Below are 21,400 nucleotides of genomic sequence, written 5' to 3' on the forward strand. Positions count from 1 at the left end.
TGATCGTTGTCGTTGAGCTTGGACCGGGTCGCGGCCTATCGCAAGAAAGCGTCGACCGCGTCGGCGAAGGCCTTGGGCTGATCGAGCATGATGAAATGGCGGCTGTCGTCGATGCGCTTCAGCGTCACGCCCGGCAGGCCCGCATAGGCCTGGGCGTAGGTCGCGTCGATCACCGCCGTCGGCGCGCCCATCGCCTCGTCATAGGGATAGAGCAGCGTCGTCGGCGTCTTGATCGCCGCCAGCCCAGCCCGGGCGTCGGTGGTCAGGAGGTCGTACATCGCCCGCCCGACGACCGACCGCGACGAGGCCAGCGACCAGGCGATCATCAGCTTCTGCCCTTCCGGCGACTTGACCATCCGCGGGGCGGTCATCGCCTGCTGGCTGGCGAAGGCGTCCGCGCTCATGGCGGTCATGCCGTCGCGCATGGCTTCGGCCTGGGGCTTCATGCTTTCGGCCGTGGCGCTGGGCGAGAACAGCACCGAGAAGAACGGCAGGCTGTCGACGATCATCAGCCGGCTGACGTCCTCGGGATGGCGCTGAGCCAGAAGCAGCCCGGTGAAGCCGCCCATGGAATGGCCGATCACGGCCGGCGCCTTCAGATGGGCCGACTTGATGTAGGCGTCGACCGCCTCGACCAGCGGCGCGACCACCGGCCCCTCGGCGTTGCCGGCGACCGGGGCGCCGGCGAAGCCCGCGACCTGGACGACGTGGACCCGGTGCGTGGCCGACAGTTGCTTGACGGTGGCGTCCCACACCGCGCCCGACGAGGCCAGGCCGGGGATCAGGACCACGTCGGGACCCTTGCCGGTGACCGTGACGGTCATCCGGTCGGCGGCGTGAGCGCGGCCGCCGAAGACGCCGATGGCGGTCAGGACGCCGATGAGGATGGCGAGAACTTGCGAGCGGAACAGAGGCATGCGCATGGCTTTCTCCTTTAAGCATGGACGCGTGGAAGGGTTCGGCGACAGGGCGCCGGGCAAAGGCGAGGACGTGGAAAGGACTTGGGCCGCTAGGTCAGGCCGCGACGCCAGGCGACGACGAAGCTGATCAGCAGATAGACCGCCATCATCACCGGCGTGGCGTCCCACAGGGTCAGCACCGGCAGCAGGCCCAGCTTCTGCCCGGCGGCCCACAGGAACAGGGCGGCCTGCAGGATCATGAAGGCCAAGGCGGCGATCTCGACCATCGCCCGACGCACCAGCTCGTCGCTGCGCATCCAGACCGAAAGGTTCACGGCGCTCTGCAGCAGGAACAGCGCGATCAGGCCGGTCATGGCGATCGAGGCGATGATCACGGGCGGGCCGTCGAACGCCGCGCGGACCGCCACCGGCGTGACGATCATCACGCCCGCCAGCAGCAGAACGACCGCGTTCTGGACATAGTAGATGGTCTGGGCCGGCGTGGCCGGGACGCCGCGTTCGGGATCGAGCTGCCGGCCCAGCGCCTTTCGGTTGGCGGAGACGATCAGGATGCCGACGCCCATGCCGACCATCAACAGCCCGACGGTCACGGCCAGCAGGTCGGACCAGTCCGGCTTCCAGTCGCCAAGGGTCGGCAGGGACGCCAGCCAATGGCCGAGGAGATACCCGACGGGCGCGGCGATGACGCCGAACAGCAGGCCGCGCAGCAGGCGGCTGGAACCATAGACCTTCGAAAATCGCGAGATCAGGGTCATGGACATGTCCTCCGAACAGGCGGGCCCTCAGGCCTCGTCCTGAAAGATGGCTTCGATCGGCTGCTCGAACAGGCGGGCGATCCGGAAGGCCAGCGGCAGGCTGGGATCGTACTTGCCCGTCTCGAGCGCGTTGATGGTCTGGCGGGAAACCTGGAGCTTGTCGGCGAGGTCGGCCTGACTCCAGTCGCGCTCGGCGCGCAGGACCTTCAGGCGGTTCTTCATTGGTACCGCCGCCGGATCAGGGGTTGGCTCACGCCCCAGGCGAGGCAGAACAACGGGAACACCAGGAAGAGCGGCGGCGCGGGCACGACCTGGGCGTTGCTCAGGAAGCCCCAGACCGTCGTCAGCGCCAGGACGACGCCCAGCCCCCACAGCATCGCCTCGACGTGCACGGCCCGCTCGAACTCGTCGGGCTCCTCCTTCAGATAGAGACCCATGACGACCAGCACGCCCAGGATCGGGATGGCCGGCGCCGCGGCCACGATCCACAGCAGCGGACCGGTCAGCGCGCCGCCGCGCAGCAGGGCCAGGGAGCCCATCAGCGCCACGCAATAGGCCAGCATCGCGCCGGCCAGCCTGCGCCGATAACGCCGCATCGCCGGTCCGATCCGCCCCGCCTTCAGGCGCGAGGAGCCGACAAAGACATAGGCCATGTAGGCGACGAACCAGACGCCCATGGCGACCAGCATAGCGGCCCCCTTCAGCGCATGGGAGAAGGCGAGGCCGAACGGGATGGCCGACAGGGCGGCGGCGCCGGCGAAGAACAGCGCCCATCTCGGCCACGTAGGCTTCACGGCATCCGACATTGACAAGCACCCTCCTCAATTTGACAAGGATACTTGTCATTCAGAGCGCGCTAGGTGTCAAGCGTGTTTGTCATTTTGTCGGGCATGCCTGACGCCTCTAGGCCGCCTCGCGCCCGAGGAACGGATCGCCGGACGGGCGCTCGCCCGTCACGCCGCGCCAGTGGACGGCCTCCAGCCGCTTGAGACCGCGGCCCCAAGCGCGGGGACCGCGGCGGGTGACCACCTCCCAGCCATAGCGCGAGAACCGGTCGCCGAAGTCGGACCAGCGGATCACCCGCCCCTCGCCGTCCTGACGCCAGACGGCCTTGTCGCAGCCGGGGATCCGGGCGCACCGCTCCCAGGCCTCGACGCGGCCTTGCAGGATCACGAAGGGATCTTGAGTAAGACGGAGCATGGCGGCCTCCCGGGAGCGTTCAGCGTCCTCGAAGCCACGCGGGTGAGTCGCCGGGCTCGCGAGAACGGCCCCAGGATTTGTGCATCAGCACTCAGTGTCCACTAGATGTGGTGCGGCGGGTTGCCGCGCGGCGCCGGGTGCGACAGGCGCCGACGGGTCCGTCAGGACCAGGCCTTGAAGTGCTTGGACAGTTTCAGCCCCTGACGCTGATAGTGCGAGCCGCCCTCGCCGTAGAGGCGCTCCGGACGGGCCGTCAGCGGTTCGTAGACCAGCCGGGCCACCGTCTGACCGTCCTCCAGAAGGAACGGCGTCTCGTGGCTGCGCACCTCCAGCACGCCCTTCGAGCCGACCGCGGCGGCTTCCTCCGTGCCGAAGCCGGGATCGAAGAAGCCGGCATAATGGACGCGGAACTCGCCCACCGACGGGTCGATCGGCGTCATCTCGGCGGCCTCGAGGGCGGGGATCTCGATGTCGTCCTTGGAGGCCAGGATATAGAACTCGCCCGGATCCAGCAGCAGTTCGCCGTGACGCGCCTCCAGCGGCTCCCAGAAATCGCGGGGATCGTGGCCGTCCTCGTGGTCGAGGTCGATGACCCCGGCGTGGCGGCGTCCCCGGAAGCCGACGACGCCGGTATCGGGCATCAGGTCGACGCCGACGCTGCGGGTGGCCAGCTTGGCGGGCTCGCCGCGCTTCAGGCGCAACTGGTTCAGGCGGGTGCCGGCGCGGACCAGCACCGAGAAGGTCTGCGGCGCGATCTCGATATAGAGCGGCCCCGTATAGCCGGCGTCGACGTCGTCGAAGGCGCGCGAGTGGTCGGTCAACAGGCGCACGAACACGTCGACGCGGCCGGTCGAGCTCTTGGGATTGCCGCGCGCCGACACGGTCATCGGCAGGGCCAGGCGCTCCTGGATCTCGGCGATGTAGACGCAGCCCTTCTCCAGCACGGCGCCCTTGGTCAGGTCCAGCTCGTGCATGGCCACGTCCTTCAGGCGCTCGGGCACCTTGCGGGTCAGGCCCGGGAGGAACGAAGCGCGGATGCGCCAGGCGCGCGCGCCCAGCCGCAGATCGAGGCTGGCGGGCTGCACCTGGTCGGCGTCGAATGGCGTGGCCGAGGTGATCGCGTCCTGGGCGATCAGGTCCTCGATGGTCTGACAGGGAAGAATCCCCGCGGCATGGGCGTCGGTCATCGGCGGGACACTCGCCAAACCCGGCCGCAAAGGCAAGGCGGCAAGGACCTCGGGCTCGCCCGTGACAATATGATTTTCGCCCGTGACAATTCTCCGGTCGCGGAAGAGGCGTTCGCGCTTGACCCAGACCCCCTCCCCGCCCTCTATGCCCGCGGTTCAAGCGTAGGAGCAGCCGGTGGCCGAGGATCCGAAAGACTGGGACGTCGCGACGAAGCTCATCCGAGGCGGCATCGCGCGCTCGCAGTTCATGGAGACCGCCGAGGCGCTCTACCTGACCCAGGGCTTCACCTATGACAGCGCCGAGGGCGCCGACCGCCGCTTCGCCGGCGAGGACCCGGGCTTCGTCTATTCGCGGTTCAACAACCCGACCGTGAAGATGTTCGAGGACCGCCTGGCGCTGCTCGAAGGCGCCGAGGTCTGCCGCGCCCAGGCGACCGGCATGGCCTCGATCCACGCGTCCCTGATGGGCCTGGTCCGCGCGGGCGACCACGTGGTGGCCGGGCGGGCGCTGTTCGGCTCGTGCCGCTGGATCGTCAGCGAATGGCTGCCGCGCTTCGGCGTCGAAACGACCTTCGTCGACGCCACCGATCTTCGCGAATGGGAAGCGGCGATGCGGCCCAACACCAAGGCCGTGCTGATCGAGACGCCGTCGAACCCGGTGCTGGAGATCACTGACATCCGCGCGGTGTCCGAACTGGCCCACGCGGTCGGCGCCAAGGTGATCGTCGACAATGTCTTCGCCACCCCGATCTTTCAGAAGCCGCTGGAGCTGGGCGCGGACGTGGTCGTCTATTCGGCCACCAAGCACATCGACGGCCAGGGCCGCGTGCTGGGCGGGGCCATCCTGACCAGCGAGGCGATCAACGAGGAGTTCTATCGCGACAGCCTGCGCCACACCGGCCCCTCGCTGTCGCCGTTCAACGCCTGGGTGTTGCTGAAGGGCTTGGAAACCCTCGACCTGCGCGTCCGCCGCCAGGCCGACACCGCCGCCGCCTTGGCCGACGTGATCGCCGAGCACAGGAAGGTGGAGAAGGTCCTCTATCCCTTCCGCGCCGACCACCCGGGCTACAACGTCGCCAAGACCCAGATGACCGGCGGCGGCACGGTGATCGCCCTGGACCTCGGCACGCGAGAGGCCGCCTTCAAGTTCCTGAACGCGCTGGAGATCGTCGACATCTCCAACAATCTGGGCGACGCCAAGTCGATGGCGACCCACCCGCCGACCACGACCCACCGCTCGGTCCCCGAAGCCGACCGCCCGTCGCTGGGCGTGACCGAAGGCGGCGTGCGCCTGTCCGTGGGCCTGGAAAGCCTGGCCGATCTGACCCGAGACGTGACCCGTGCGCTCGATCAGGCGTGAGACCTCCCCGCCGATGCAGCGGATGCGCCGGCGTCGCGGCCACGACGCCTCGGCCTACGAGGCGCGGACGCGCGACATCCTCGTGCGGGTCTTCCCGACCTACGCCCACGAGGAGTCCTCGCCCGAGCAGGGCCTCTATCTGTGGTCCTACACCGTCGAGATCGAGAACCACGGCGAGGAGACCGTGACCCTGATCGCGCGCCGCTGGACCATCACCGACGGCTTCAACCGCGTGAACGAGGTCGAGGGCAGCGGCGTCGTGGGCGAACAGCCGGAGCTGAAGCCGCGCGAGGCCTTCCGCTACGTCTCCAACTGCCCCCTGCCGACACCCTCGGGCGCGATGCGGGGCAGCTATCAGATGGTCACCGACGAGGGCGACCTGTTCGACGTCGAGATTCCCGAGTTCTCGCTGCACATGCCCGGCGCGGCGCTGAAGCTGAACTGAGCGCCGCCTTTCCGCCGGGCGGCGTCCTCAGGCGGCTTCAGGCGGCTCCAGCTTGTAGACCCGCGAGCAATACTCGCACGTCACATGGATCTTGCCGTCGGGCTCGATCATTTCGGCCACTTCCTCGGCCGAAAACGAGTCCATTACCACGCCGATGCGATCCTCGTTGCAGCGGCAGAAGGCCCGTAGCGGCTTTTCGTCCAGCAGGCGCACGCCGTCCTCGTTGAACAGACGCCACAGCAGGGTCGGGGTCGAGACCGTGGGATCGATCAGTTCGTCCTCGCCGGTGGTCTCGAACAGCGCCTGCACGTGGGTCCAGGCGTCCTGGGTGTCGCCGCGCGCCTGATCGCCGGCGATGACCTGGATCAGGATGCCGCCGGCGCGCCACTGGGCGCCCTCGCCCGTGTCGACCTGGCCGACGGCCAGGCGGATGCGGGTCGGGGTCTGTTCCGACTGGGCGAAGTACTGCTCGGCGCACAGGGCCAGGGTCTCGCCCTCGATCGGCGTCACGCCCTGATAGCGGTCCATGTCCGGCCCCTGGTCGAGGGTCATGATGAACACGCCGCCGCCCAGCAGGGTCTTTGCCCCCGGACGGGCGAAGCCCTCCGAAACCGCCGCCACCTCGTCCGGATCGAACCGGCAATAGCCGCGCAGGCCGCCGGACGTGTCGTAGTCGACCACGACATAGCGCACCGGGCCGTCGCCCTGGGCCTGGATGATCAGCCGGCCGTCGAACTTCAGGCTGGATCCGACCAGCGCCGCCAGGGCGCAGGCCTCGCCCAGCAGGTTGGCGACGGGCTCGGGATAGGCGTGGCGGGTCAGCACCTCGTCGACGGCGGCGCCGAGGCGGACCACGCGGCCGCGCACGGGCAGCCCCTCGATCTGGAACGCGGAAACGACGTCGTCGAGGACGCGGGTGTTGGGGGCGATGTCGGTCATGGGGTGGCTAGATAAGCGGTCCGCGCGAAATTGCGAGCCCGTTCGTCGCCGCCGCGCCGCGACGCGCGGTCTCTAGATCGGGTACGCCCAGGCATCCGGGTTCTTGCGGGCCCCGGCGATTCGCCCGACGCCATGATCGTTCCGCCGCTCTTGCCCATACGCGGCGGGACGGTCGGCCGGCGCTTTCCAACCGGGCGCCGGCCGGCAACCCTCAGCCGATCGCGCCGAAGCACCAGGCCAGGACCGACTTCTGGGCGTGGATGCGGTTCTCGGCTTCGTCCCAGACCAACGAACGCGGCCCGTCCATCACCGCGTCGGTGACTTCCTCGCCCCGGTGCGCCGGCAGGCAGTGCAGGAAGACGCCGTTCGCCGCCGCCAGATCCATCAGCTTGTCGTCGACCTGATAGGGCTCCAGCGCGGCCAGGCGCTCGTCATGGTCGGTGTCGCCCATCGACACCCAGGTGTCGGCCACGACGACGTCGGCGCCGCTGACGGCGGCCTTGACGTCGGTGGTCATGCTGACCTTTCCCCGCAGGCTCTCGGCCCGCGCCAGGTCGTGCAGGTCGGCGTGATAGACCGCCGGGCAGGCGATCTTCAGCTCGAAGCCCAGCAGCGGCGCGGCGTGGATGAAGCTGGAGCAGACATTGTTGCCGTCGCCGACCCAGGCGATGGTCTTGCCGGCGATCGGACCGCGATGCTCCTCGATGGTGAGGATGTCGGCCATGATCTGGCAGGGGTGGCTCTTGTCGGTCAGGCCGTTGATCACCGGCACCGTCGCCACCTGGGCGAAGCGCTCGACGTCGGCGTGGCTGTTGGCGCGGATCATCACCGCGTCGACCATGCGCGAGAGCACCTTGGCGGTGTCCTCGATCGTCTCGCCCCGCCCCAGCTGCATGTCGGAGGCGGTGGAGATGATCGCCGCCCCGCCCAGCTGGCGCATGGCCGCGTCGAAGGAGAAGCGGGTGCGGGTCGAGTTCTTCTGGAAGATCATCGACAGCACGCGGTCCCTGGCCGGCGCGTCGGCGTCGACCTTGCCCTGGGGCCAGCCCTTGCGGGCGGCCTTGCGGGCGTGGGCGTCGTCGAGCATCCGGCGCAGGGTGGCGCCGTCCAGCTTCCACAGGTCGATGAAGTGGCGGGGTTGGGTCATCAGCCTATCCCTGTTCCCGCCTCCCCGGCGAAGGCCGGGGCCCAGATACATCCGGGAGGTCAGCGGGCTTGATCTGGGTCCCGGCATTCGCCGGGAAGACGGAGAAAGAGAGCCTTAGGCGGCCGCCTTGGCGCGCGCGGCTTCGCAAGCCTTTTCGAGCTTGGCGATCGCTTCGCTGGCCTCCTCGAGGGTCAGGTTCAGCGGCGGCAGCAGGCGCACGCAGTTGTCGCCGCCGCCGGCGATCAGCAGATGCTGGTCGCGGGCCAGAACCATGAACTCGCGGTTGTTCGGGATCAGCTTGATCCCGATCAGCAGGCCCTTGCCGCGGATGTCGACGATGACGTCCGGGAAGCGGTCCTTCAGGCCGTTCAGCTGCTGGGTGAAGAAGCCGCCGACGGTCTTGACGTTGTCGAGCGTCTCTTCGGAGTTGATCAGGTCGAAGGCCGCCTTGCCGACGGCCATGGCCAGCGGGTTGCCGCCGAAGGTCGAGCCGTGCGCCGCGACGGTCATGCCCTTGGCCGCCTCGGTGGTGGCCAGGCACGCGCCGATCGGGAAGCCGCCGCCCAGGGCCTTGGCCACGCACATGATGTGCGGCTCGCCGCCCTCGGCCCACTCATAGGCGAAGAGCTTGCCGGTGCGGCCCATGCCGCATTGCACTTCGTCATAGATCAGCAGCACGCCGTGCTCGTCGCACAGCTCGCGCAGGCCTTTCAGGCACTGCGGCGGCAGCGCGCGGGCGCCGCCCTCGCCCTGCACCGGCTCGATGATGATCGCCGCCGTCGTCGGGCGGGCGATGGCGGCCTTGACCGCCTCGTGGTCGCCGAAGGTCAGCTGCTGGTAGCCCGGCAGCCGCGGCCCGAAGCCGTCGACATAGCTGGGATTGCCCGAGGCGTTCACGGCCGCGTAGGTGCGGCCGTGGAACGAGCCGTCGAAGCCGTAGATATCGACCCGCTCGGGCTGGCCGTTGGCCGAGTGATACTTGCGCGCGGTCTTCAGCGCGCACTCGACGGCTTCGGTGCCCGAGTTGGTGAAGAACACCACGTCGGCGAAGGTCGCCGCGCAGATGGCGTCGGCCAGGGCTTCCTGTTCGGGGATCCGATAGATGTTCGAGACGTGCCACAGCTTCTCGCCCTGAGTCTTGAGGACCTCGACGAGGGCGGGATGGGCGTGGCCCAGGCCGTTGGTGGCGATGCCGGCGACGCAGTCCAGATAGTCGCCGCCGTCCGTCGAGAACAGGCGCGCGCCTCGGCCTCGCTCGAACGCCAGCGGGGCGCGGTTGTAGACGCCCATGATGTGCTGTTGCGAGGAGTTGGACGACGTCGCGGTGCTCAAGACCGGCCCTCCTAAAAGGAAAGAAGCCCCCACGCCGTGAGCGAGGGGACCGGAAGGCCGCAGGTTGTCGCCGCGGAACAAGGTCGTGTCAATCGAAGGCCCATGAAAGCGCTCTGAAATTCGGCGATTTCGGCGCGCGCGCCACAGGCGCCGGTCAGCTCTTCAGACGGTAACCGGTGACGAACAGGCGCCAGCACCACAGGAACATGCCCGCGGTCAGAACGCCCATGCTGACGACGCCTATCAGGATCGAACCGTCGGCGTGGCCGATGAAGCCGTATCGGAAGCCGTCGATCAGATAGAAGAACGGGTTGAAGTGGCTGGCCGAGCGGAACGGCTCGGGCAGCTTGTCGACCAGATAGAAGGTCCCCGACAGGAAGGTCATCGGCATGATCAGGAAGTTGGTCACGGCCGCCAACTGGTCGAACTTCTCCGACCACAGCCCCGCCAGGATGCCGGCCAGGCCGAGGATCAGCGAGGCGGTGAGGCCGAAATAGAGGATCGCCCAGGGATGGGCGACCGACAGGCCCGCGCCGGGCAGCACGCCGATGACCAGGGCCGTGACCGCGCCGACCACGACGCCCCGCGTCGCCGCGCCCAGGGTGAAGCCCAGCACCTGCTCCAGGGCCGACAGCGGCGGCGTCAGGAAGTCCGGCGTCAGGCCCATCATCTTGGCCTGGATCAGCGAGGACGACGAATTGGCGAAGGCGTTGTTCAGGATGGCCATCATGATCAGGCCCGGGGCCACGAAATGCCCGAAGGTCACGCCGCCCACCGCCGGCCGGCTTGCGCCGACCGCGACCACGAAGACCAGCATGTAGAGCAGCGTGGTGACCACGGGCGCGGCGACGGTCTGCGTGCCCACCTTCCAGAACCGGCGGATCTCGCGCTGATACAGCGTGACGAACCCGGACCAATTCCAGCCGTGATAGTCGCGCGGCTGCGGCGGAATGACGCTCTCGGCCATGTCTCTCATCGGCTCAACCCGTTGTGTTGCTTGGCCATGTGCGCCTTGGAACCCCGTTTCGCAAGCGCGGGCTTGCCGGAATCAACATCTTGTTTCTGTGGACAGAGTCGTGGGCGCCCATTGTGTGTTTTAACGCATTCTTTACGATATCTAGTAGGACGACCGCCGGCGGGGCGGTCGGGGCACCATATATGGGGTCGGGCGCTGGGGCGCCCTGCCCCGCCAATTGGCGGAGATGGGACATGAGCTGGACCGACGAACGGGTTTCCACCCTGAAGAAGCTCTGGTTGGACGGCCTCTCGGCCAGTCAGATCGCCAAGCAGCTGGGCGGCGTCACCCGCAACGCCGTGATCGGCAAGGTTCACCGCCTCGGCCTGTCGGGCCGCGCCGCGCCGTCGCAGCCCGCCCGTCCGGCCTTCAAGGCCCCGCGTCCCGCGCGTCCGGCCGCCCAGGCCATGCCCTCGGCGCCGCGTCGCGTGACACCGGTGGAAGCGCCGACCGCCGTGGTCGCCGCCGCGCCCGCGCCGCTGCCGGCGTTCCGGCACGAGGAGCCGGGCTCGGCCACCGTGCTGACCCTGGGCGCGCACATGTGCAAGTGGCCGATCGGCGATCCGTCGTCGGAAGGCTTCACCTTCTGCGGCCGCCGCTCGTCGGAAGGCGCGCCCTACTGCGTCGAACACGCCCGGGTCGCCTACCAGCCCCAGCAGACCAAGAAGAAGGGCGGCGCCACCGAACTCGCCCGCTCGCTTCGCCGCTACATCTAAGAAGAACAAAAGTCTCTCAGGGCGGCGGATCCCGGGAAGCGCGGCTTCCCGGGATTTTTGCGTTTCAAGGCCTTCAACCGTCATCCCGCGACGTGTTCGCGGGACCCATTGGTCCGTCGCAAGGGCGGGGCGGAAGTTCACACGCACACGAAAGCTGAACCATGGGTCCCGCGCATAAAGCGCGGGATGACGACGTGGAGGTCGAGCGAGAACACCGATGACCTCCACGGACTTCCCTCTTAAACAGGACCCATGAGCGACCTACCGCCAACCGACTCCAACGCCCCGCCCTATTCGGTCTCCGAACTGGCCTTCGCCCTGAAGCGGACGCTGGAGGACCGCTACGGCTTCGTGCGGCTGCGCGGCGAGCTCTCCAAGGTCACCCACCACGGGAACGGCCACGTCTATCTGACCATCAAGGACGACAAGGCCGCCATCGACGGCGTCGTGTGGAAGGGCAATGTGCGGGGCCTCGGCGTGCGGCCCGAGCACGGGCTGGAGGTCATCGTCACCGGCAAGATCACCACCTATCCGGCCGGTTCCCGCTATCAGATCGTCATCGACAGCATGGAGGCCGCCGGCGTCGGCGCCTTGCTCGCGCAACTGGAGCGCCTGAAGGCCAAGCTGGCCGCCGAAGGCCTGTTCGCCGCCGAGCGCAAGCGCCCCCTGCCCTCGATGCCCGCCGTGGTCGGGGTGATCACCAGCCCGACCGGCGCGGTGATCCGCGATATTCTTCACCGCATCCGCGACCGCTGGCCCTGCCGGGTTCTAGTCTGGCCGGTCGTCGTCCAGGGCGAGGCGGCGGCCAGCCAGGTCTGCGCCGCGATCCGGGGCTTCAACGCCATTCAGCCCGACGGCCCCGTGCCGCGCCCCGACATCCTGATCGTGGCGCGCGGCGGCGGCTCGGTCGAGGATCTCTGGGCCTTCAACGACGAGACCCTGGCCCGCACGGTCGCCGAAGGGACCATCCCGCTGATCTCGGCCGTCGGCCACGAGACCGACACCACCCTGATCGACTTCGTCTCGGACCGCCGCGCCCCCACCCCGACCGCCGCCGCCGAGATGGCGACGCCGGTGCTGGCCGAGCTGCGGGCCTTGATCTCGGACTTCGATCGCCGGCTGAACCGCTGCGGGTCGCGAACGATCGAGGAGCGCCGCACGCGCCTGGTCAGCGCCGCGCGCGGCCTGCCGCGCCCTGCCGACCTGCTGGCCCTGGCCCAGCAAAGGTTCGACATCGCCTCGGGACGTTTGGACGCGGCCCTGCAGCGCAACACCAATGTCCACGCCCAGGACCTGCTGAAGGTTACGGCTCGCCTGACCCCGGACGCCCTGCGCCGGCAGCATGCGGCCAAGGCCGACCGCCTGGCGGACCTCTCCCGCCGCCTGAACGCCTGCGGGACGAGAGCCCCGGAGCGCGCCGCCGCTCACGCTCGCCTTCCCGCGCTGGGCGACCGCCTGCGGGAGGCGGCCCGGCGCCGGTTGACCCGCGCCGAGGACCAACTGACCAACCTGGACAAGCTGCGCCAGTCGCTGAACCCCGAACGACCGCTGGAGCTGGGCTTCGCCCTCGTCCGCAAGGCCGACGGGTCCCTGGCCCGCTCTGCGGCCGAGCTGGTCTCGGGCGAGCGCGTGAACCTGAAGTTCAAGAGCGGCGACCGCGACGCGGTGATTGACGGCGACGGCGGCCTCATCCCGCCCACGCCGGCCGGCAAGCCTCGCCTCCGGCCCGCCACGCCGCCGGTCGGCCAAGGCGACCTGTTCTGAAGCCGCCGCATGGCGTAGACTGTGATCCATGAACGCTTTCGATCGTGATCTCGGAAAGGACGGCCTGGCCGTTCTGCACTATGGCGATGGCGAATACGCCGTGCTGAGCCCTGGGCGGTTCGTGCTGTGCGCCGTCAGCAACCGGCAAATCCCGCTGGAAGCCCTGCGCTACTGGAGCCCCGAGCATCAGGAAGCCTATGCCGGTCCCGCCGAGGCGCTGCGGCGTTGGCGGCAAGGCTGAACCGGCGCGCGGTCCTCGCCGCGCTGCCGCTCACCGCGCTTGGCGGGACCGTCAAAGCCAGCGCGCCGGGTCTTTCGCTCTCGGGCAAGTTCGTGCAGGGCGGCTTCGCGGTCGGGCGCACCGCCCCGCGCGCGGTGATCGATGTCGACGGCCAGATCCTGACCACCGCCTCGGCGAACGGCTGGTTCGTGGTCGGCTTCGACCGCGACGCGCCGCCCGTGAGCAAGCTGACCGTGACGACGCCGGACGGCTCCGCCGTCGACGAGCGCGCGATCGCCGTCGGCGACTTCGACATCCAGCGGATCGATGGCCTGCCGCCGGAACAGGTGACGCCCACCGACCCGGCGCTGCTGGCGCGCCTGGAGGCCGAGGGCGTCCGCAAGTCGGCCGGCTTCGCCAGCCAGGCCGATCTGGAGGGCTTCCGCGAAGGCTTCGTCCCGCCGGTGGCCGACGCGCGACGCTCCGCGCGGTTCGGCGGCCAGCGCATTCTGAACGGCGAGCCCAAGCGCCCGCACTATGGCATGGATCTCGCCGTGCCCGTCGGCACGCCGGTACGCGCGCCCGCCTCGGGTCTCGTCTGCTTCGCCGAGACCGGTCTGCACTACGAGGGCGGCCTTGTCCTGATCGATCATGGGCAGGGCTTGGTGAGCGCCTATCTGCACCTGTCGAGGATCGTCGCGCCGGCGGGCGCCTATGTGTCGAAGGGCCAGCTGATCGCCGAAAGCGGCAAGGAGGGACGCGCCACCGGTCCTCACCTTTGCTGGCGCATGAAGTGGCGCGGCCGGAACCTGGATCCGTCGCTGATGGTCGGCGCCGGCCCGTTTCGTGTTTGAAATTGTTACATTTCGCCTCTGGCGCGAGTGGAAATCATTCGCTAGCAATGCCGGCGTTATCGGGCCTTGAGGTCGCTGGGGGAGCGGCGCTCAATACCTCTTTTTCCGCGAAGACTCTCGAGGAGGCGGCTCCCGCATGTCGGTGGCGCTGGACAAGCTGCGCTTTCTGCTGGTGGACGACAACCAGCATATCCGCTCGATCGTCTCGACGATCCTCAGGGGGGTGGGCGTCAAACACATCCGGGAGGCGATGGACGGCGCCGAGGGCCTGCAGGTCCTGCGCGACTGGCGCACCGACATCGCCATCGTCGACTTCAAGATGAGCCCGCTGGACGGGGTTCAGTTCACGCAGCTGGTTCGTAATTCGCCCGACGCCGTCGATCCGTTCCTGCCCATCATCATGCTGACGGGCTTCGCGGAACGTCACCGCGTGTTCGAAGCCCGCGACGCCGGCGTGACCGAGGTGGTGGTCAAGCCGGTCACGGCCCGCTCGCTACTGGATCGTATCAACACGGTGATCTTCCATCCGCGGCCGTTCATTCGGTCTTCGGACTATTTCGGCCCCTGTCGCAGGCGTCGCGTCGATCCGCACTATGCGGGCCCGTTCCGCCGTTCCGGCGAAAAGGACGCGGCGGTCGAGATCTAGCCGGCCTCGGCTTCTCGGCGGGCCAGGGCCGCATAGACCTCGTTGGGCCAACGGCGGTGGACCCAGAACCACTCCGCCGGCCGCTCGCGGATGCGCTCTTCCAGGAAGGCGTTGATCATCCGCACCCCGGCCTCGATGTCGGCGGTTCGGTCGCCGGTGCTGGGAGGGACGATGGGATCGTGCACCACCGCCCGGAAGCGCGCGCCCTTCAACCGCTGGACCGACATCGGCTGCAGCACCGTGCCAAAACGGATCGCTAGTCGCGTCGGGGCCGGCGCGGTGCGGGCGTCATGGCCAAAGAACGGCGCGGCCACGCCGTTGTTGAACTTCTGATCGTTCATCAGGGCGACCGACCGCCCCTCCATCATCCCCTTCAGCAGTTCGCGCGAGCCGTCGCCGCCCTTCGGGGCGAACAGACGGACCCCGTAGCGGAAGCGGCTGTCCTTGATACGCTGGTCGACATAGGGGTTGTTGGCCGCCCGATAGGTCATCTCGCATACCACGCCGCTGTCGACGATGGCGGCGGGCATCACCTCCCAGTTCGACAGGTGACCGGAAACGAACACCACCGGCGTCTTGCGCTCGGCGATCTCGGCGAGGCGCTCCTTGTTCACCACCTCGACCCGGCCGGTGGACGGCAGGATCTTGTCCATCAACGGGAATTCGGCGAACGAGCGGCCCAGGCCCTCCCACTGCTCGTCCAGGATCCGCGCGTGCCAGGCGGCGTCCTTGTCGGGAAAGGCCAGCTTCAGATTGCGCGCGGCGACCTTGTGCGCCCCGCTCATCGGGCCGAAGGTCCGTCCCAGCCAGCCCCCGAAGTCCGACGCCCGGTCCACGCCCATCAGGCGAACCGCCCCGATGAACAGATCGAAGCCGAAGGCCTCCAACCGCCACAGGAAATCTTGAACCGCGGGCCGACGCTTATCCGACATGCGTCCTTACTAGGTTAGCCCGCACGCATCGCGCAACGTTCTCTCGCCCCCCTTCTTGTTCAGATCTGAACCAGACGGGGACGAATTCCATAATCGGGCGCGCGCCAGCCGGCGAAACCGCACGCGTTTTCGCCTGGCGCTCGCCCGGCACGCGACTTGCGGCGGTGACGTCAGGCCGTTCCGTTCTGGGACGGGTCGGGAAAAACGAGGGGGCATGGCTTCCATGGGTAACGACATCGACGTTCACCTGGGCAAGCGTCTGCGTCGCCGCCGCCGTCTGCTGGGCCTGACCCAGCAGCAGCTGGCGGGCGCTGTCGGCGTGCGGTTTCAGCAGATCCAGAAGTACGAGTGCGGCGCCAACCGGATCTCGGCCGCGCGTCTGTGGCAGCTGTCCGAGGCGCTGGAAGTGCCGGTCGGCTACTTCTACGACGGCCTGTCCGACACGCGTCGCGAGGGCGCCGGCGAGTCGACCGAGGGCGGCGAAATGTTCGCCCGCAAGGAGACGCTGGACCTGATCCGCGCCTATTACCTGCTGGGCGAGCGTCCGCGCCGTCGCCTGCTGGATCTGGCCAAGTCGCTGAACGGCGGCGCCGAGCACGTCGACGCCTGAAGTCGCTGGTGGCGTCGCGACGGCGGGGAGGCTAAACCCCGCCCATGACGCTCTCCGCTGACCGGCTCGCCGCGCTCGACGCCTTCATTCTCGACCTGAACCGCGCCTCGGCGGCGGCGATCCTGCCGCTGTTCCGGGCTGGGCACGGGCTGGAGGACAAGGCCGCGGGCAAGAACCTTCCGCGCGACACCCACGCGGGGTTCGACCCGGTCACCGAGGCCGATCGCGGCGCCGAGGCGGCGATCCGCCAGCTGATCGCCGAGCGGTTTCCCGAGCACGGCGTGATCGGCGAGGAATATGGCGAGGACCGCCCGGACGCCGAGTTCGTCTGGGTGCTGGATCCGATCGACGGCACGCGCGCCTTCATCTCCGGCCTGCCGCTGTGGACCACCTTGATCGGCTTGCGCCACCAGGGCCGGCCGGTGCTGGGCTCGATCGGCCAGCCCTATGTCGGCGAGGTGTTCGTCGGCTCCGCCCAAGGCTCTCGCCTGGTCGCGGGTGGGACCGAGACGCCGATCCGCGTGCGTGAATGCGCGACCCTGACCGACGCCGTCATCGCCACCACCGATCCCGACGCCTGCTTCGACGGGGCCGAGCGCGGCGCCTGGCTGCAGGTGCGCGCGGCGTCGAAACTGGCGCGCCTGGGCTGCGACGCCTACGCCTACGCCATGGTGGCGATGGGCAAGATGGACATGGTCATCGAGGCGGGGCTGAAGGCCTGGGACATCGAGGCCGCTATTCCGCTGCTTGAAGGCGCCGGAGGCCTGGTGACCAACTGGCGCGGCGAGCCCGTCGGCCCGAACGGCGGCCAGATGGTCGTCACCGGCGACCGCCGCCCGTTGGACGAGGCGCTGGTCAGTCTGAGGCGTTCGGCGAAATAAGGGGTTCACGCGGGGCGATCGGATCGACCGTCTCGTCGAAGGCCTTCCAGAACACGGCGCGGCGCGGATCGGTCTCGATCAGGATCTCGTGGAAGGCGCCCGGGACCTCGACATAGCGTCCCTTGGGCAGGCGGCCGGCGATGGCCTTCTGGCTTGAATTGAGCACCAGGTGGTCGAGCTCGGCGGCGACCAAGGTCACCGGGACGGCGATCGCCTCGACGCTCTTGCTCCGCCGCAACCACGCGCAGGCGGAGATGGCGAAGTCGGCCCAGCCCCAGGTGACGCCGCCCAGAGCGATCTCGGGATCGGCCCGAAGTTGGGCGTGATAGCGGTCGTAGCGCGCCTCGTCATGGGTGAGGGCGTCGCCGACGAAGGTCTGGACCAGCGGATCATAGGGCGCGGACACGTAGCCGCCGGCCAGACCGAAACGCGACAGGGTCCAGGCCAGGGGCGTGGCCAGCCACGGCGGCACGCCGGCGGTGTTCAGGCCCAACATCGGCGCCGACAGCACGGCGGCGGCGAACCGTGTCTCGCCATGAGCCAGACCCATCAGGGTCAGGCAGCCGCCCATCGAGTGCCCCACGGCGATCCAGGGCTTGGGCAGGCGCGCCTCGAACGTGTCGAGCAACGCCTTGTAGTCCGAGACGAAGGTCTTGAAGCCGCGGGCGTGGCCCTTGAGGCGGTCGGGCAAGGCGCGGGCCGACAGCCCCTGCCCTCGCCAGTCGTGCAGCAATACGGCGAAGCCGCGCGCCAGGAGGTCCTCGACCACCTCGAAATATTTCTCGAGCGGCTCGCTGCGGCCAGGGCTGACCACCACGGAGCCCCGCGCTGGGCCAGGCGGGAAAAACGTCGCGGCGCGGAGGGTCGCCCCATCCGCGCCGCGAAACCATTCGGCCGTGCCGTGATCGGGAACCGGCGCCTCGGGGATCGAGACCAGACGCGCCGGCGCTTCCGTCATCTTCGGCTTAGCGCATCTTGGCGAACAGAGCGCCCATCTTGGGCTGCAGCGCCATGGCCGTGCCCATGTCCGACAGCTTCAGCTTGCCGGTCATGACCGCCATGGTCGGATCCAGCGAGCCGCCGCCGATGGCTTCCAGATCATCCTTGCTGAGCGTCATGGTCAGGTCGGCGGGCCTGTCCTCGTTGGTGACCGAGCCGCCGTCGATGTGGATGAAGCCTTCGCCCTTCAGGTCGAACTTGAGGCTCTTGCCCAGACCGCTGTCGTCGCCCACGGCGGCCTTGATGCGATCGGTGATTTCTTGAAGCGTGGCCATGAGCGCGATCTCCCTCTGCGCGAATTTGAGTTGCGAATAGCTAGACCGGCCCGAGCCGATGAGTAAACAGCGTTCAGACGGCTCGGACCCTTATTTCTTACCGTCGTAGAACCCGACCTTAGTCGGCGTTTTTGTCAACTTTACCCGTACGGCGCCCTGGTGGTCGGCGGGTCGGAAGTAGGGCGCGTCCTTGACCTGCGGCAGCGGCGCGGACCGGCCGTCGGCGAAGATCACGGTTCCGCTCTCGGCCTTGGGAAAGATCAAGCCCGTCATCTTCGGGGCCATGAACGACAACGCGCCAGCGGCCTTGCCGATCGCGCGGTTGCTTTCATCCACCGTCGCGACCAACTCCCGCGCGTCATAGTCGGCGGCCGGGTTGAGCTGAGGCCTGATGTCGATGGCCGTCCCCAATTTCCAGTCCGAAGGCACGTCGAAGACCACGTCGGCCTCGCCCGCCAATTGAGGCAGGGTCGGCAGCCGTTCGAAATAGCCGTCGGCGTTGACCGGCAGCGGCGTGCGCGCGCCGTTCTTCTCGACCAGGGTCGCCGTGACGTTCGGCAGCGGACGCCCGTCGCGCCGGACCGCGTAGGCCAGCTTCATCCGCGCGCGTTCAGCCGAGGGCACCTTCAGGAACTTGTCCAGGAACATGAACACCTTGCCGGCCGGCGCGGTCTTTTCCGCCCAGGCCGGCGTGGCGACGATGGCGGTCAGCACGGCCGCGAGGATCAGCGTCTTCTTCATTTCGGCTTCACGAACTTGAGGGTCATGCGGTCGCTCTCCCCGATCGCATCGTATTTGGAATGGTCGAAGCCCGGTTCGGCCGGCTCGCCGCGCGGCGCCGACAGGCGGGTGGGCGGCAGGGTCCAGACGCCGAAGGGGTGATCCTTGGTGTCCTTGGGATTGGCGTTGATCTCGCTGGTCGCGGCCAGCAGGAACCCCGCCTCCTTGGCCATCTGGATCACATAGGCCTGCTGCACATAGCCGTCGGCGGCCAGCACGTCCTGCACCCGGCCAGGCTCGCCCCGGTGCTCCTCGATCCCGAGAACCCCGCCGGGCTTCAGCGCCGCCAAGGCGTCCTTGAAGGCCTTCTCCGCGATGCCCCCGGCCATCCAGTTGTGCAGATTGCGCAGGAACAGCACCAGATCGGCGCTCCCCGCCGGGGCCACGGCTCCGCTGGTGGGACCAAAGGCGGTGAACGTCACGTCGCCGTAGATCTTCTTCTTTTCGGTCAGCTTGCGGCGATACCCCTCGACGATCTCGGTCGCGGCCGGATCGGACGGGTCGCTGGCCTGCAGCACGGCGGCGTAGAGCTTGCCGTGGGTGTCGGCCAGGAACGGGGCCAGGATGTCGGTGTACCAGCCCGCGCCGGGCCAGAACTCGACGACCGTCTGGCCGGGCTTCAGGCCCCAGAATTTCAGGGTCTCGACGGGGTGGCGCCAGACGTCGCGCGCGCGATCCGCCGCCGGGCGCCAATCGCCCGCGACGGCGGCCTCGATGGTCTCGGGCCCCGTGGCGGCCTTGGCTTGGCCCTGGGCCGGCTTGCGGCCGCAGGCGGCCAGCGCGCCAACGCTCGCCAGCACGCCGCGGCGCGACCATTGCTGTGACCGAACCATCATTCCCCCGTCGCTCACGCCAGCTTCGCCGCCGACCTTGGCCAAAGTCGGGCCGCCGAAGATCAGGCCGGCTTCCGGAAGCGCAGCGTCATGCGGTCGCTCTCGCCGATCGCCTCGTACTTGGAGCGGTCGAAGTTGGGATTGGCCGGCTGGCCCGCCGGGGCGGTGCGCCGGGTGGGCGGCAGCGTCCAGACGCCGAACGGATGGTCCTTGGTGTCCTTGGGGTTGGCGTTGATCTCCGACTGGGCGTCCAGCTTGAAGCCGGCCTTCTCCGCCAGGGCGACCACGGTGGCGGTGTTCAGATAGCCGTCGGCGCCGGCGGCCTTCTCCGAGCGCGGATCGGCGCGATGGTCCTCGACGGCGAGAACGCCGCCCGGCTTCAGCACCGCGAAGAAGTCGGCGAACACCTTGTCGGCCATGCCGGGCGTCACGGTCCAGTTGTGGACGTTGCGGGCGGTCAGCACGAGATCCGCCGAACCGGGCGCGCCCAGGGGACCCGACACCGGACCGAAGTTCACGAACCGGGGCGTCCCGTACTTGGCCGGATCGGCGAAGCGCGCCTCGAAGTCGGCGCGGCCCTTCTTGGCCCCCTCGGAAAGCTTCGGGTTCGACAGGTCGGCGACGCCGGCGATGTAGGTCCCGCCCGTGGCCTTGGCGTAGGGGGCCAGGATCTCGGTCCAGTAGCCGCCGCCGGGCGAGATCTCGATCACGGTCTGGCCGGGCTTGAGGCCCCAGAAGGTCAGGCTCTGGACCGGGTGGCGCGCGCCGTCGCGAGCGACGTCGGCGGCCGGGCGCGTGGGCGAGGCGACGGCGGCCTTCAAGGCCGCGTCCTCGGCGGCGAAGGCGGCGGGCGCGGCGAGGCTGAGCGCGGCGGCGACCAGCAGAACGTGACGACGAAGCGGCATGGGGCGTCCTCCGGCGAAGTGGGCGCGGCGACCTTAGCCGGGGCTCGGCACGCGTCAACGATTCAGGTTCTTCGAAACGAGGGGCCTTGAACCCTGGAAAACCGCTCACCAACTACCTGGACGAAGGCGCTGGACAACCGGGCCTTCCGGACCACAGGCGACGCCGAACCCGGGTCGCCGACGGGACGCACATTCAAAGACCTTGCTTGATGAGAAGGATCTGACCCCATGCGTACGCTCGACCTTACGCCCCTGTACCGCTCGCTCGTCGGCTTCGACCGCCTCGCCGACCAGCTGGACGCCGCCGCCCGTAACGAAGCGGCCTCGGGCTATCCCCCCTACAATATCGAACGCACCGGCGAGAACGACTACCGCATCGAGATCGCCGTGGCCGGCTTCAAGCCGGAAGAGCTGAACGTCGAGGTGAAGGAAAACCTGCTGACCGTCACCGGCCGCAAGGCGGCCAACGACGAGGCGCGGCAGTACCTGCATCGCGGCCTGGCCGAGCGCAACTTCGAGCGCAAGTTCCAGCTGACCGACTACCTGGTGGTGGTCGACGCCGATCTCTCGAACGGCCTGCTGTCGATCGCGCTGAAGCGCGAACTGCCCGAGGCTCTGAAGCCGCGCACCGTCGAAATCAAGACCAGCGCCTCGCCGCTGATCGAAGGCGAAAAGGCCGCCTAAG

The 21,400-nt window shown here is 68.7% G+C and carries 26 protein-coding genes; 10 read left to right on the forward strand and 16 right to left on the reverse strand.

Annotated features, from left to right (window positions below; genetic code table 11):
• Positions 1 to 35: 35 nt before the first annotated feature.
• The 6 genes from Q0V34_RS01180 to Q0V34_RS01205 form a co-directional block, all read right to left on the reverse strand.
• Complete coding sequence (locus Q0V34_RS01180; protein WP_297506649.1) at positions 36 to 923, reverse strand: alpha/beta hydrolase; 888 nt, start codon at positions 921 to 923, stop codon at positions 36 to 38.
• An 86-nt stretch (positions 924 to 1,009) separates the two neighbouring features.
• Entirely contained in the window at positions 1,010 to 1,675 is a 666-nt protein-coding gene (locus tag Q0V34_RS01185; RefSeq protein ID WP_297506651.1) for a hypothetical protein, read from the reverse strand.
• Positions 1,676 to 1,702: 27 nt separating this feature from the next.
• Positions 1,703 to 1,897 carry a helix-turn-helix transcriptional regulator gene (locus Q0V34_RS01190; protein ID WP_297506653.1) on the reverse strand — a complete coding sequence of 65 codons (195 nt, stop codon included), beginning with the start codon at positions 1,895 to 1,897 and terminating at the stop codon, positions 1,703 to 1,705.
• A complete protein-coding gene (locus Q0V34_RS01195; protein WP_297506654.1) occupies positions 1,894 to 2,469 on the reverse strand; it encodes a hypothetical protein in 576 nt (191 codons plus the stop codon). The genes Q0V34_RS01190 and Q0V34_RS01195 overlap by 4 nt, the downstream gene beginning before the upstream one ends.
• 109 nt (positions 2,470 to 2,578) lie before the next feature.
• The gene (locus tag Q0V34_RS01200; RefSeq protein WP_297506657.1) at positions 2,579 to 2,875 is read right to left on the reverse strand and encodes a hypothetical protein; all 297 of its coding nucleotides are present in this window, start codon (positions 2,873 to 2,875) and stop codon (positions 2,579 to 2,581) included.
• A 161-nt stretch (positions 2,876 to 3,036) separates the two neighbouring features.
• Positions 3,037 to 4,062 carry a 2'-deoxycytidine 5'-triphosphate deaminase gene (locus tag Q0V34_RS01205; RefSeq protein ID WP_297506659.1) on the reverse strand — a complete coding sequence of 342 codons (1,026 nt, stop codon included), beginning with the start codon at positions 4,060 to 4,062 and terminating at the stop codon, positions 3,037 to 3,039.
• Positions 4,063 to 4,237: 175 nt separating this feature from the next.
• On the opposite strand from Q0V34_RS01205, the gene metZ reads away from it, so the two are divergent.
• Entirely contained in the window at positions 4,238 to 5,422 is a 1,185-nt protein-coding gene (gene metZ, locus Q0V34_RS01210; protein ID WP_297506661.1) for an O-succinylhomoserine sulfhydrylase, read from the forward strand.
• On the forward strand, positions 5,403 to 5,867 hold the full coding sequence (gene apaG, locus Q0V34_RS01215; RefSeq protein ID WP_297506663.1) for a Co2+/Mg2+ efflux protein ApaG: 465 nt from the start codon (positions 5,403 to 5,405) through the stop codon (positions 5,865 to 5,867). The genes metZ and apaG overlap by 20 nt, the downstream gene beginning before the upstream one ends.
• Positions 5,868 to 5,894: 27 nt before the next feature.
• Here apaG and Q0V34_RS01220 read toward each other — a convergent pair whose 3' ends face one another.
• The 4 genes from Q0V34_RS01220 to Q0V34_RS01235 form a co-directional block, all read right to left on the reverse strand.
• The gene (locus tag Q0V34_RS01220; RefSeq protein ID WP_297506665.1) at positions 5,895 to 6,806 is read right to left on the reverse strand and encodes an Hsp33 family molecular chaperone; all 912 of its coding nucleotides are present in this window, start codon (positions 6,804 to 6,806) and stop codon (positions 5,895 to 5,897) included.
• A 211-nt stretch (positions 6,807 to 7,017) separates the two neighbouring features.
• Positions 7,018 to 7,953: an ornithine carbamoyltransferase gene (gene argF, locus Q0V34_RS01225; protein WP_297506668.1), complete on the reverse strand. Its 936-nt coding sequence runs from the start codon at positions 7,951 to 7,953 to the stop codon at positions 7,018 to 7,020.
• A gap of 114 nt (positions 7,954 to 8,067) precedes the next feature.
• Complete coding sequence (locus Q0V34_RS01230) at positions 8,068 to 9,285, reverse strand: aspartate aminotransferase family protein (protein WP_297506670.1); 1,218 nt, start codon at positions 9,283 to 9,285, stop codon at positions 8,068 to 8,070.
• 154 nt (positions 9,286 to 9,439) lie between these two features.
• A complete protein-coding gene (locus Q0V34_RS01235) occupies positions 9,440 to 10,261 on the reverse strand; it encodes an ABC transporter permease (protein WP_297506672.1) in 822 nt (273 codons plus the stop codon).
• Between the two features lie 233 nt (positions 10,262 to 10,494).
• Here Q0V34_RS01235 and gcrA point away from each other — a divergent pair, with 233 nt between their 5' ends.
• The 5 genes from gcrA (at position 10,495) to Q0V34_RS01260 (ending at position 14,500) form a co-directional block, all read left to right on the forward strand.
• Positions 10,495 to 11,016: a cell cycle sigma 70 cofactor GcrA gene (gene gcrA, locus Q0V34_RS01240; RefSeq protein WP_297506674.1), complete on the forward strand. Its 522-nt coding sequence runs from the start codon at positions 10,495 to 10,497 to the stop codon at positions 11,014 to 11,016.
• Positions 11,017 to 11,268: 252 nt separating this feature from the next.
• Positions 11,269 to 12,780 carry an exodeoxyribonuclease VII large subunit gene (gene xseA, locus Q0V34_RS01245; RefSeq protein WP_297506676.1) on the forward strand — a complete coding sequence of 504 codons (1,512 nt, stop codon included), beginning with the start codon at positions 11,269 to 11,271 and terminating at the stop codon, positions 12,778 to 12,780.
• 28 nt (positions 12,781 to 12,808) lie between these two features.
• On the forward strand, positions 12,809 to 13,021 hold the full coding sequence (locus Q0V34_RS01250) for a DUF2093 domain-containing protein (RefSeq protein WP_297506678.1): 213 nt from the start codon (positions 12,809 to 12,811) through the stop codon (positions 13,019 to 13,021).
• Positions 13,006 to 13,854 (forward strand): M23 family metallopeptidase, encoded by an 849-nt coding sequence (locus Q0V34_RS01255; RefSeq protein WP_297506680.1) that lies wholly within the window; start codon positions 13,006 to 13,008, stop codon positions 13,852 to 13,854. Before Q0V34_RS01250 ends, Q0V34_RS01255 begins: the two co-directional genes overlap by 16 nt.
• Before the next feature lie 136 nt (positions 13,855 to 13,990).
• Positions 13,991 to 14,500 carry a response regulator gene (locus Q0V34_RS01260; protein ID WP_297506682.1) on the forward strand — a complete coding sequence of 170 codons (510 nt, stop codon included), beginning with the start codon at positions 13,991 to 13,993 and terminating at the stop codon, positions 14,498 to 14,500.
• On the opposite strand, the gene Q0V34_RS01265 is transcribed toward Q0V34_RS01260, so the two are convergent.
• The gene (locus Q0V34_RS01265; RefSeq protein WP_297506684.1) at positions 14,497 to 15,432 is read right to left on the reverse strand and encodes a lysophospholipid acyltransferase family protein; all 936 of its coding nucleotides are present in this window, start codon (positions 15,430 to 15,432) and stop codon (positions 14,497 to 14,499) included. The genes Q0V34_RS01260 and Q0V34_RS01265 overlap by 4 nt on opposite strands.
• A gap of 214 nt (positions 15,433 to 15,646) precedes the next feature.
• Between Q0V34_RS01265 and Q0V34_RS01270 the strand changes: the two genes are divergently transcribed.
• The gene (locus Q0V34_RS01270) at positions 15,647 to 16,042 is read left to right on the forward strand and encodes a helix-turn-helix domain-containing protein (RefSeq protein WP_297506686.1); all 396 of its coding nucleotides are present in this window, start codon (positions 15,647 to 15,649) and stop codon (positions 16,040 to 16,042) included.
• A gap of 44 nt (positions 16,043 to 16,086) precedes the next feature.
• Positions 16,087 to 16,923: a histidinol-phosphatase gene (hisN, locus tag Q0V34_RS01275; RefSeq protein ID WP_297506688.1), complete on the forward strand. Its 837-nt coding sequence runs from the start codon at positions 16,087 to 16,089 to the stop codon at positions 16,921 to 16,923.
• On the opposite strand, the gene Q0V34_RS01280 is transcribed toward hisN, so the two are convergent.
• From Q0V34_RS01280 to Q0V34_RS01300, 5 genes are all read right to left on the reverse strand, one after another.
• Entirely contained in the window at positions 16,898 to 17,881 is a 984-nt protein-coding gene (locus Q0V34_RS01280; RefSeq protein ID WP_297506690.1) for an alpha/beta fold hydrolase, read from the reverse strand. The two genes, hisN and Q0V34_RS01280, sit on opposite strands and share 26 nt — an antisense overlap.
• Positions 17,882 to 17,888: 7 nt before the next feature.
• Complete coding sequence (locus Q0V34_RS01285) at positions 17,889 to 18,197, reverse strand: SCP2 sterol-binding domain-containing protein (protein WP_297506692.1); 309 nt, start codon at positions 18,195 to 18,197, stop codon at positions 17,889 to 17,891.
• A gap of 90 nt (positions 18,198 to 18,287) precedes the next feature.
• Positions 18,288 to 18,938, reverse strand: a complete 651-nt coding sequence (locus Q0V34_RS01290) for a hypothetical protein (RefSeq protein ID WP_297506694.1) — start codon at positions 18,936 to 18,938, stop codon at positions 18,288 to 18,290.
• Positions 18,935 to 19,813: a methyltransferase gene (locus Q0V34_RS01295; RefSeq protein WP_297506696.1), complete on the reverse strand. Its 879-nt coding sequence runs from the start codon at positions 19,811 to 19,813 to the stop codon at positions 18,935 to 18,937. Before Q0V34_RS01295 ends, Q0V34_RS01290 begins: the two co-directional genes overlap by 4 nt.
• Before the next feature lie 59 nt (positions 19,814 to 19,872).
• Complete coding sequence (locus Q0V34_RS01300) at positions 19,873 to 20,715, reverse strand: methyltransferase (RefSeq protein WP_297506698.1); 843 nt, start codon at positions 20,713 to 20,715, stop codon at positions 19,873 to 19,875.
• Between the two features lie 228 nt (positions 20,716 to 20,943).
• Between Q0V34_RS01300 and Q0V34_RS01305 the strand changes: the two genes are divergently transcribed.
• Entirely contained in the window at positions 20,944 to 21,399 is a 456-nt protein-coding gene (locus Q0V34_RS01305) for an Hsp20 family protein (protein ID WP_297506700.1), read from the forward strand.
• Position 21,400: the final 1 nt, after the last annotated feature.

The organism is uncultured Caulobacter sp., assembly GCF_947036865.1.
GTDB lineage: Bacteria > Pseudomonadota > Alphaproteobacteria > Caulobacterales > Caulobacteraceae > Caulobacter.

What these genes read in the sequence shown, in the direction of transcription:
- hisN (WP_297506688.1), top strand. Translation starts at nt 16,087, where the DNA reads ATGACGCTCTCCGCTGACCGGCTCGCCGCGCTCGACGCCTTCATTCTC.
- Q0V34_RS01180 (WP_297506649.1), bottom strand. Translation starts at nt 923, where the DNA reads ATGCGCATGCCTCTGTTCCGCTCGCAAGTTCTCGCCATCCTCATCGGC.
- argF (WP_297506668.1), bottom strand. Translation starts at nt 7,953, where the DNA reads ATGACCCAACCCCGCCACTTCATCGACCTGTGGAAGCTGGACGGCGCC.
- xseA (WP_297506676.1), top strand. Translation starts at nt 11,269, where the DNA reads ATGAGCGACCTACCGCCAACCGACTCCAACGCCCCGCCCTATTCGGTC.
- Q0V34_RS01265 (WP_297506684.1), bottom strand. Translation starts at nt 15,432, where the DNA reads ATGTCGGATAAGCGTCGGCCCGCGGTTCAAGATTTCCTGTGGCGGTTG.
- Q0V34_RS01205 (WP_297506659.1), bottom strand. Translation starts at nt 4,062, where the DNA reads ATGACCGACGCCCATGCCGCGGGGATTCTTCCCTGTCAGACCATCGAG.
- Q0V34_RS01290 (WP_297506694.1), bottom strand. Translation starts at nt 18,938, where the DNA reads ATGAAGAAGACGCTGATCCTCGCGGCCGTGCTGACCGCCATCGTCGCC.
- Q0V34_RS01190 (WP_297506653.1), bottom strand. Translation starts at nt 1,897, where the DNA reads ATGAAGAACCGCCTGAAGGTCCTGCGCGCCGAGCGCGACTGGAGTCAG.
- Q0V34_RS01285 (WP_297506692.1), bottom strand. Translation starts at nt 18,197, where the DNA reads ATGGCCACGCTTCAAGAAATCACCGATCGCATCAAGGCCGCCGTGGGC.
- Q0V34_RS01185 (WP_297506651.1), bottom strand. Translation starts at nt 1,675, where the DNA reads ATGACCCTGATCTCGCGATTTTCGAAGGTCTATGGTTCCAGCCGCCTG.
- Q0V34_RS01260 (WP_297506682.1), top strand. Translation starts at nt 13,991, where the DNA reads ATGTCGGTGGCGCTGGACAAGCTGCGCTTTCTGCTGGTGGACGACAAC.
- Q0V34_RS01235 (WP_297506672.1), bottom strand. Translation starts at nt 10,261, where the DNA reads ATGAGAGACATGGCCGAGAGCGTCATTCCGCCGCAGCCGCGCGACTAT.
- Q0V34_RS01270 (WP_297506686.1), top strand. Translation starts at nt 15,647, where the DNA reads ATGGCTTCCATGGGTAACGACATCGACGTTCACCTGGGCAAGCGTCTG.
- Q0V34_RS01295 (WP_297506696.1), bottom strand. Translation starts at nt 19,813, where the DNA reads ATGATGGTTCGGTCACAGCAATGGTCGCGCCGCGGCGTGCTGGCGAGC.
- Q0V34_RS01220 (WP_297506665.1), bottom strand. Translation starts at nt 6,806, where the DNA reads ATGACCGACATCGCCCCCAACACCCGCGTCCTCGACGACGTCGTTTCC.
- Q0V34_RS01280 (WP_297506690.1), bottom strand. Translation starts at nt 17,881, where the DNA reads ATGACGGAAGCGCCGGCGCGTCTGGTCTCGATCCCCGAGGCGCCGGTT.
- Q0V34_RS01200 (WP_297506657.1), bottom strand. Translation starts at nt 2,875, where the DNA reads ATGCTCCGTCTTACTCAAGATCCCTTCGTGATCCTGCAAGGCCGCGTC.
- Q0V34_RS01300 (WP_297506698.1), bottom strand. Translation starts at nt 20,715, where the DNA reads ATGCCGCTTCGTCGTCACGTTCTGCTGGTCGCCGCCGCGCTCAGCCTC.
- Q0V34_RS01250 (WP_297506678.1), top strand. Translation starts at nt 12,809, where the DNA reads ATGAACGCTTTCGATCGTGATCTCGGAAAGGACGGCCTGGCCGTTCTG.
- Q0V34_RS01305 (WP_297506700.1), top strand. Translation starts at nt 20,944, where the DNA reads ATGCGTACGCTCGACCTTACGCCCCTGTACCGCTCGCTCGTCGGCTTC.
- gcrA (WP_297506674.1), top strand. Translation starts at nt 10,495, where the DNA reads ATGAGCTGGACCGACGAACGGGTTTCCACCCTGAAGAAGCTCTGGTTG.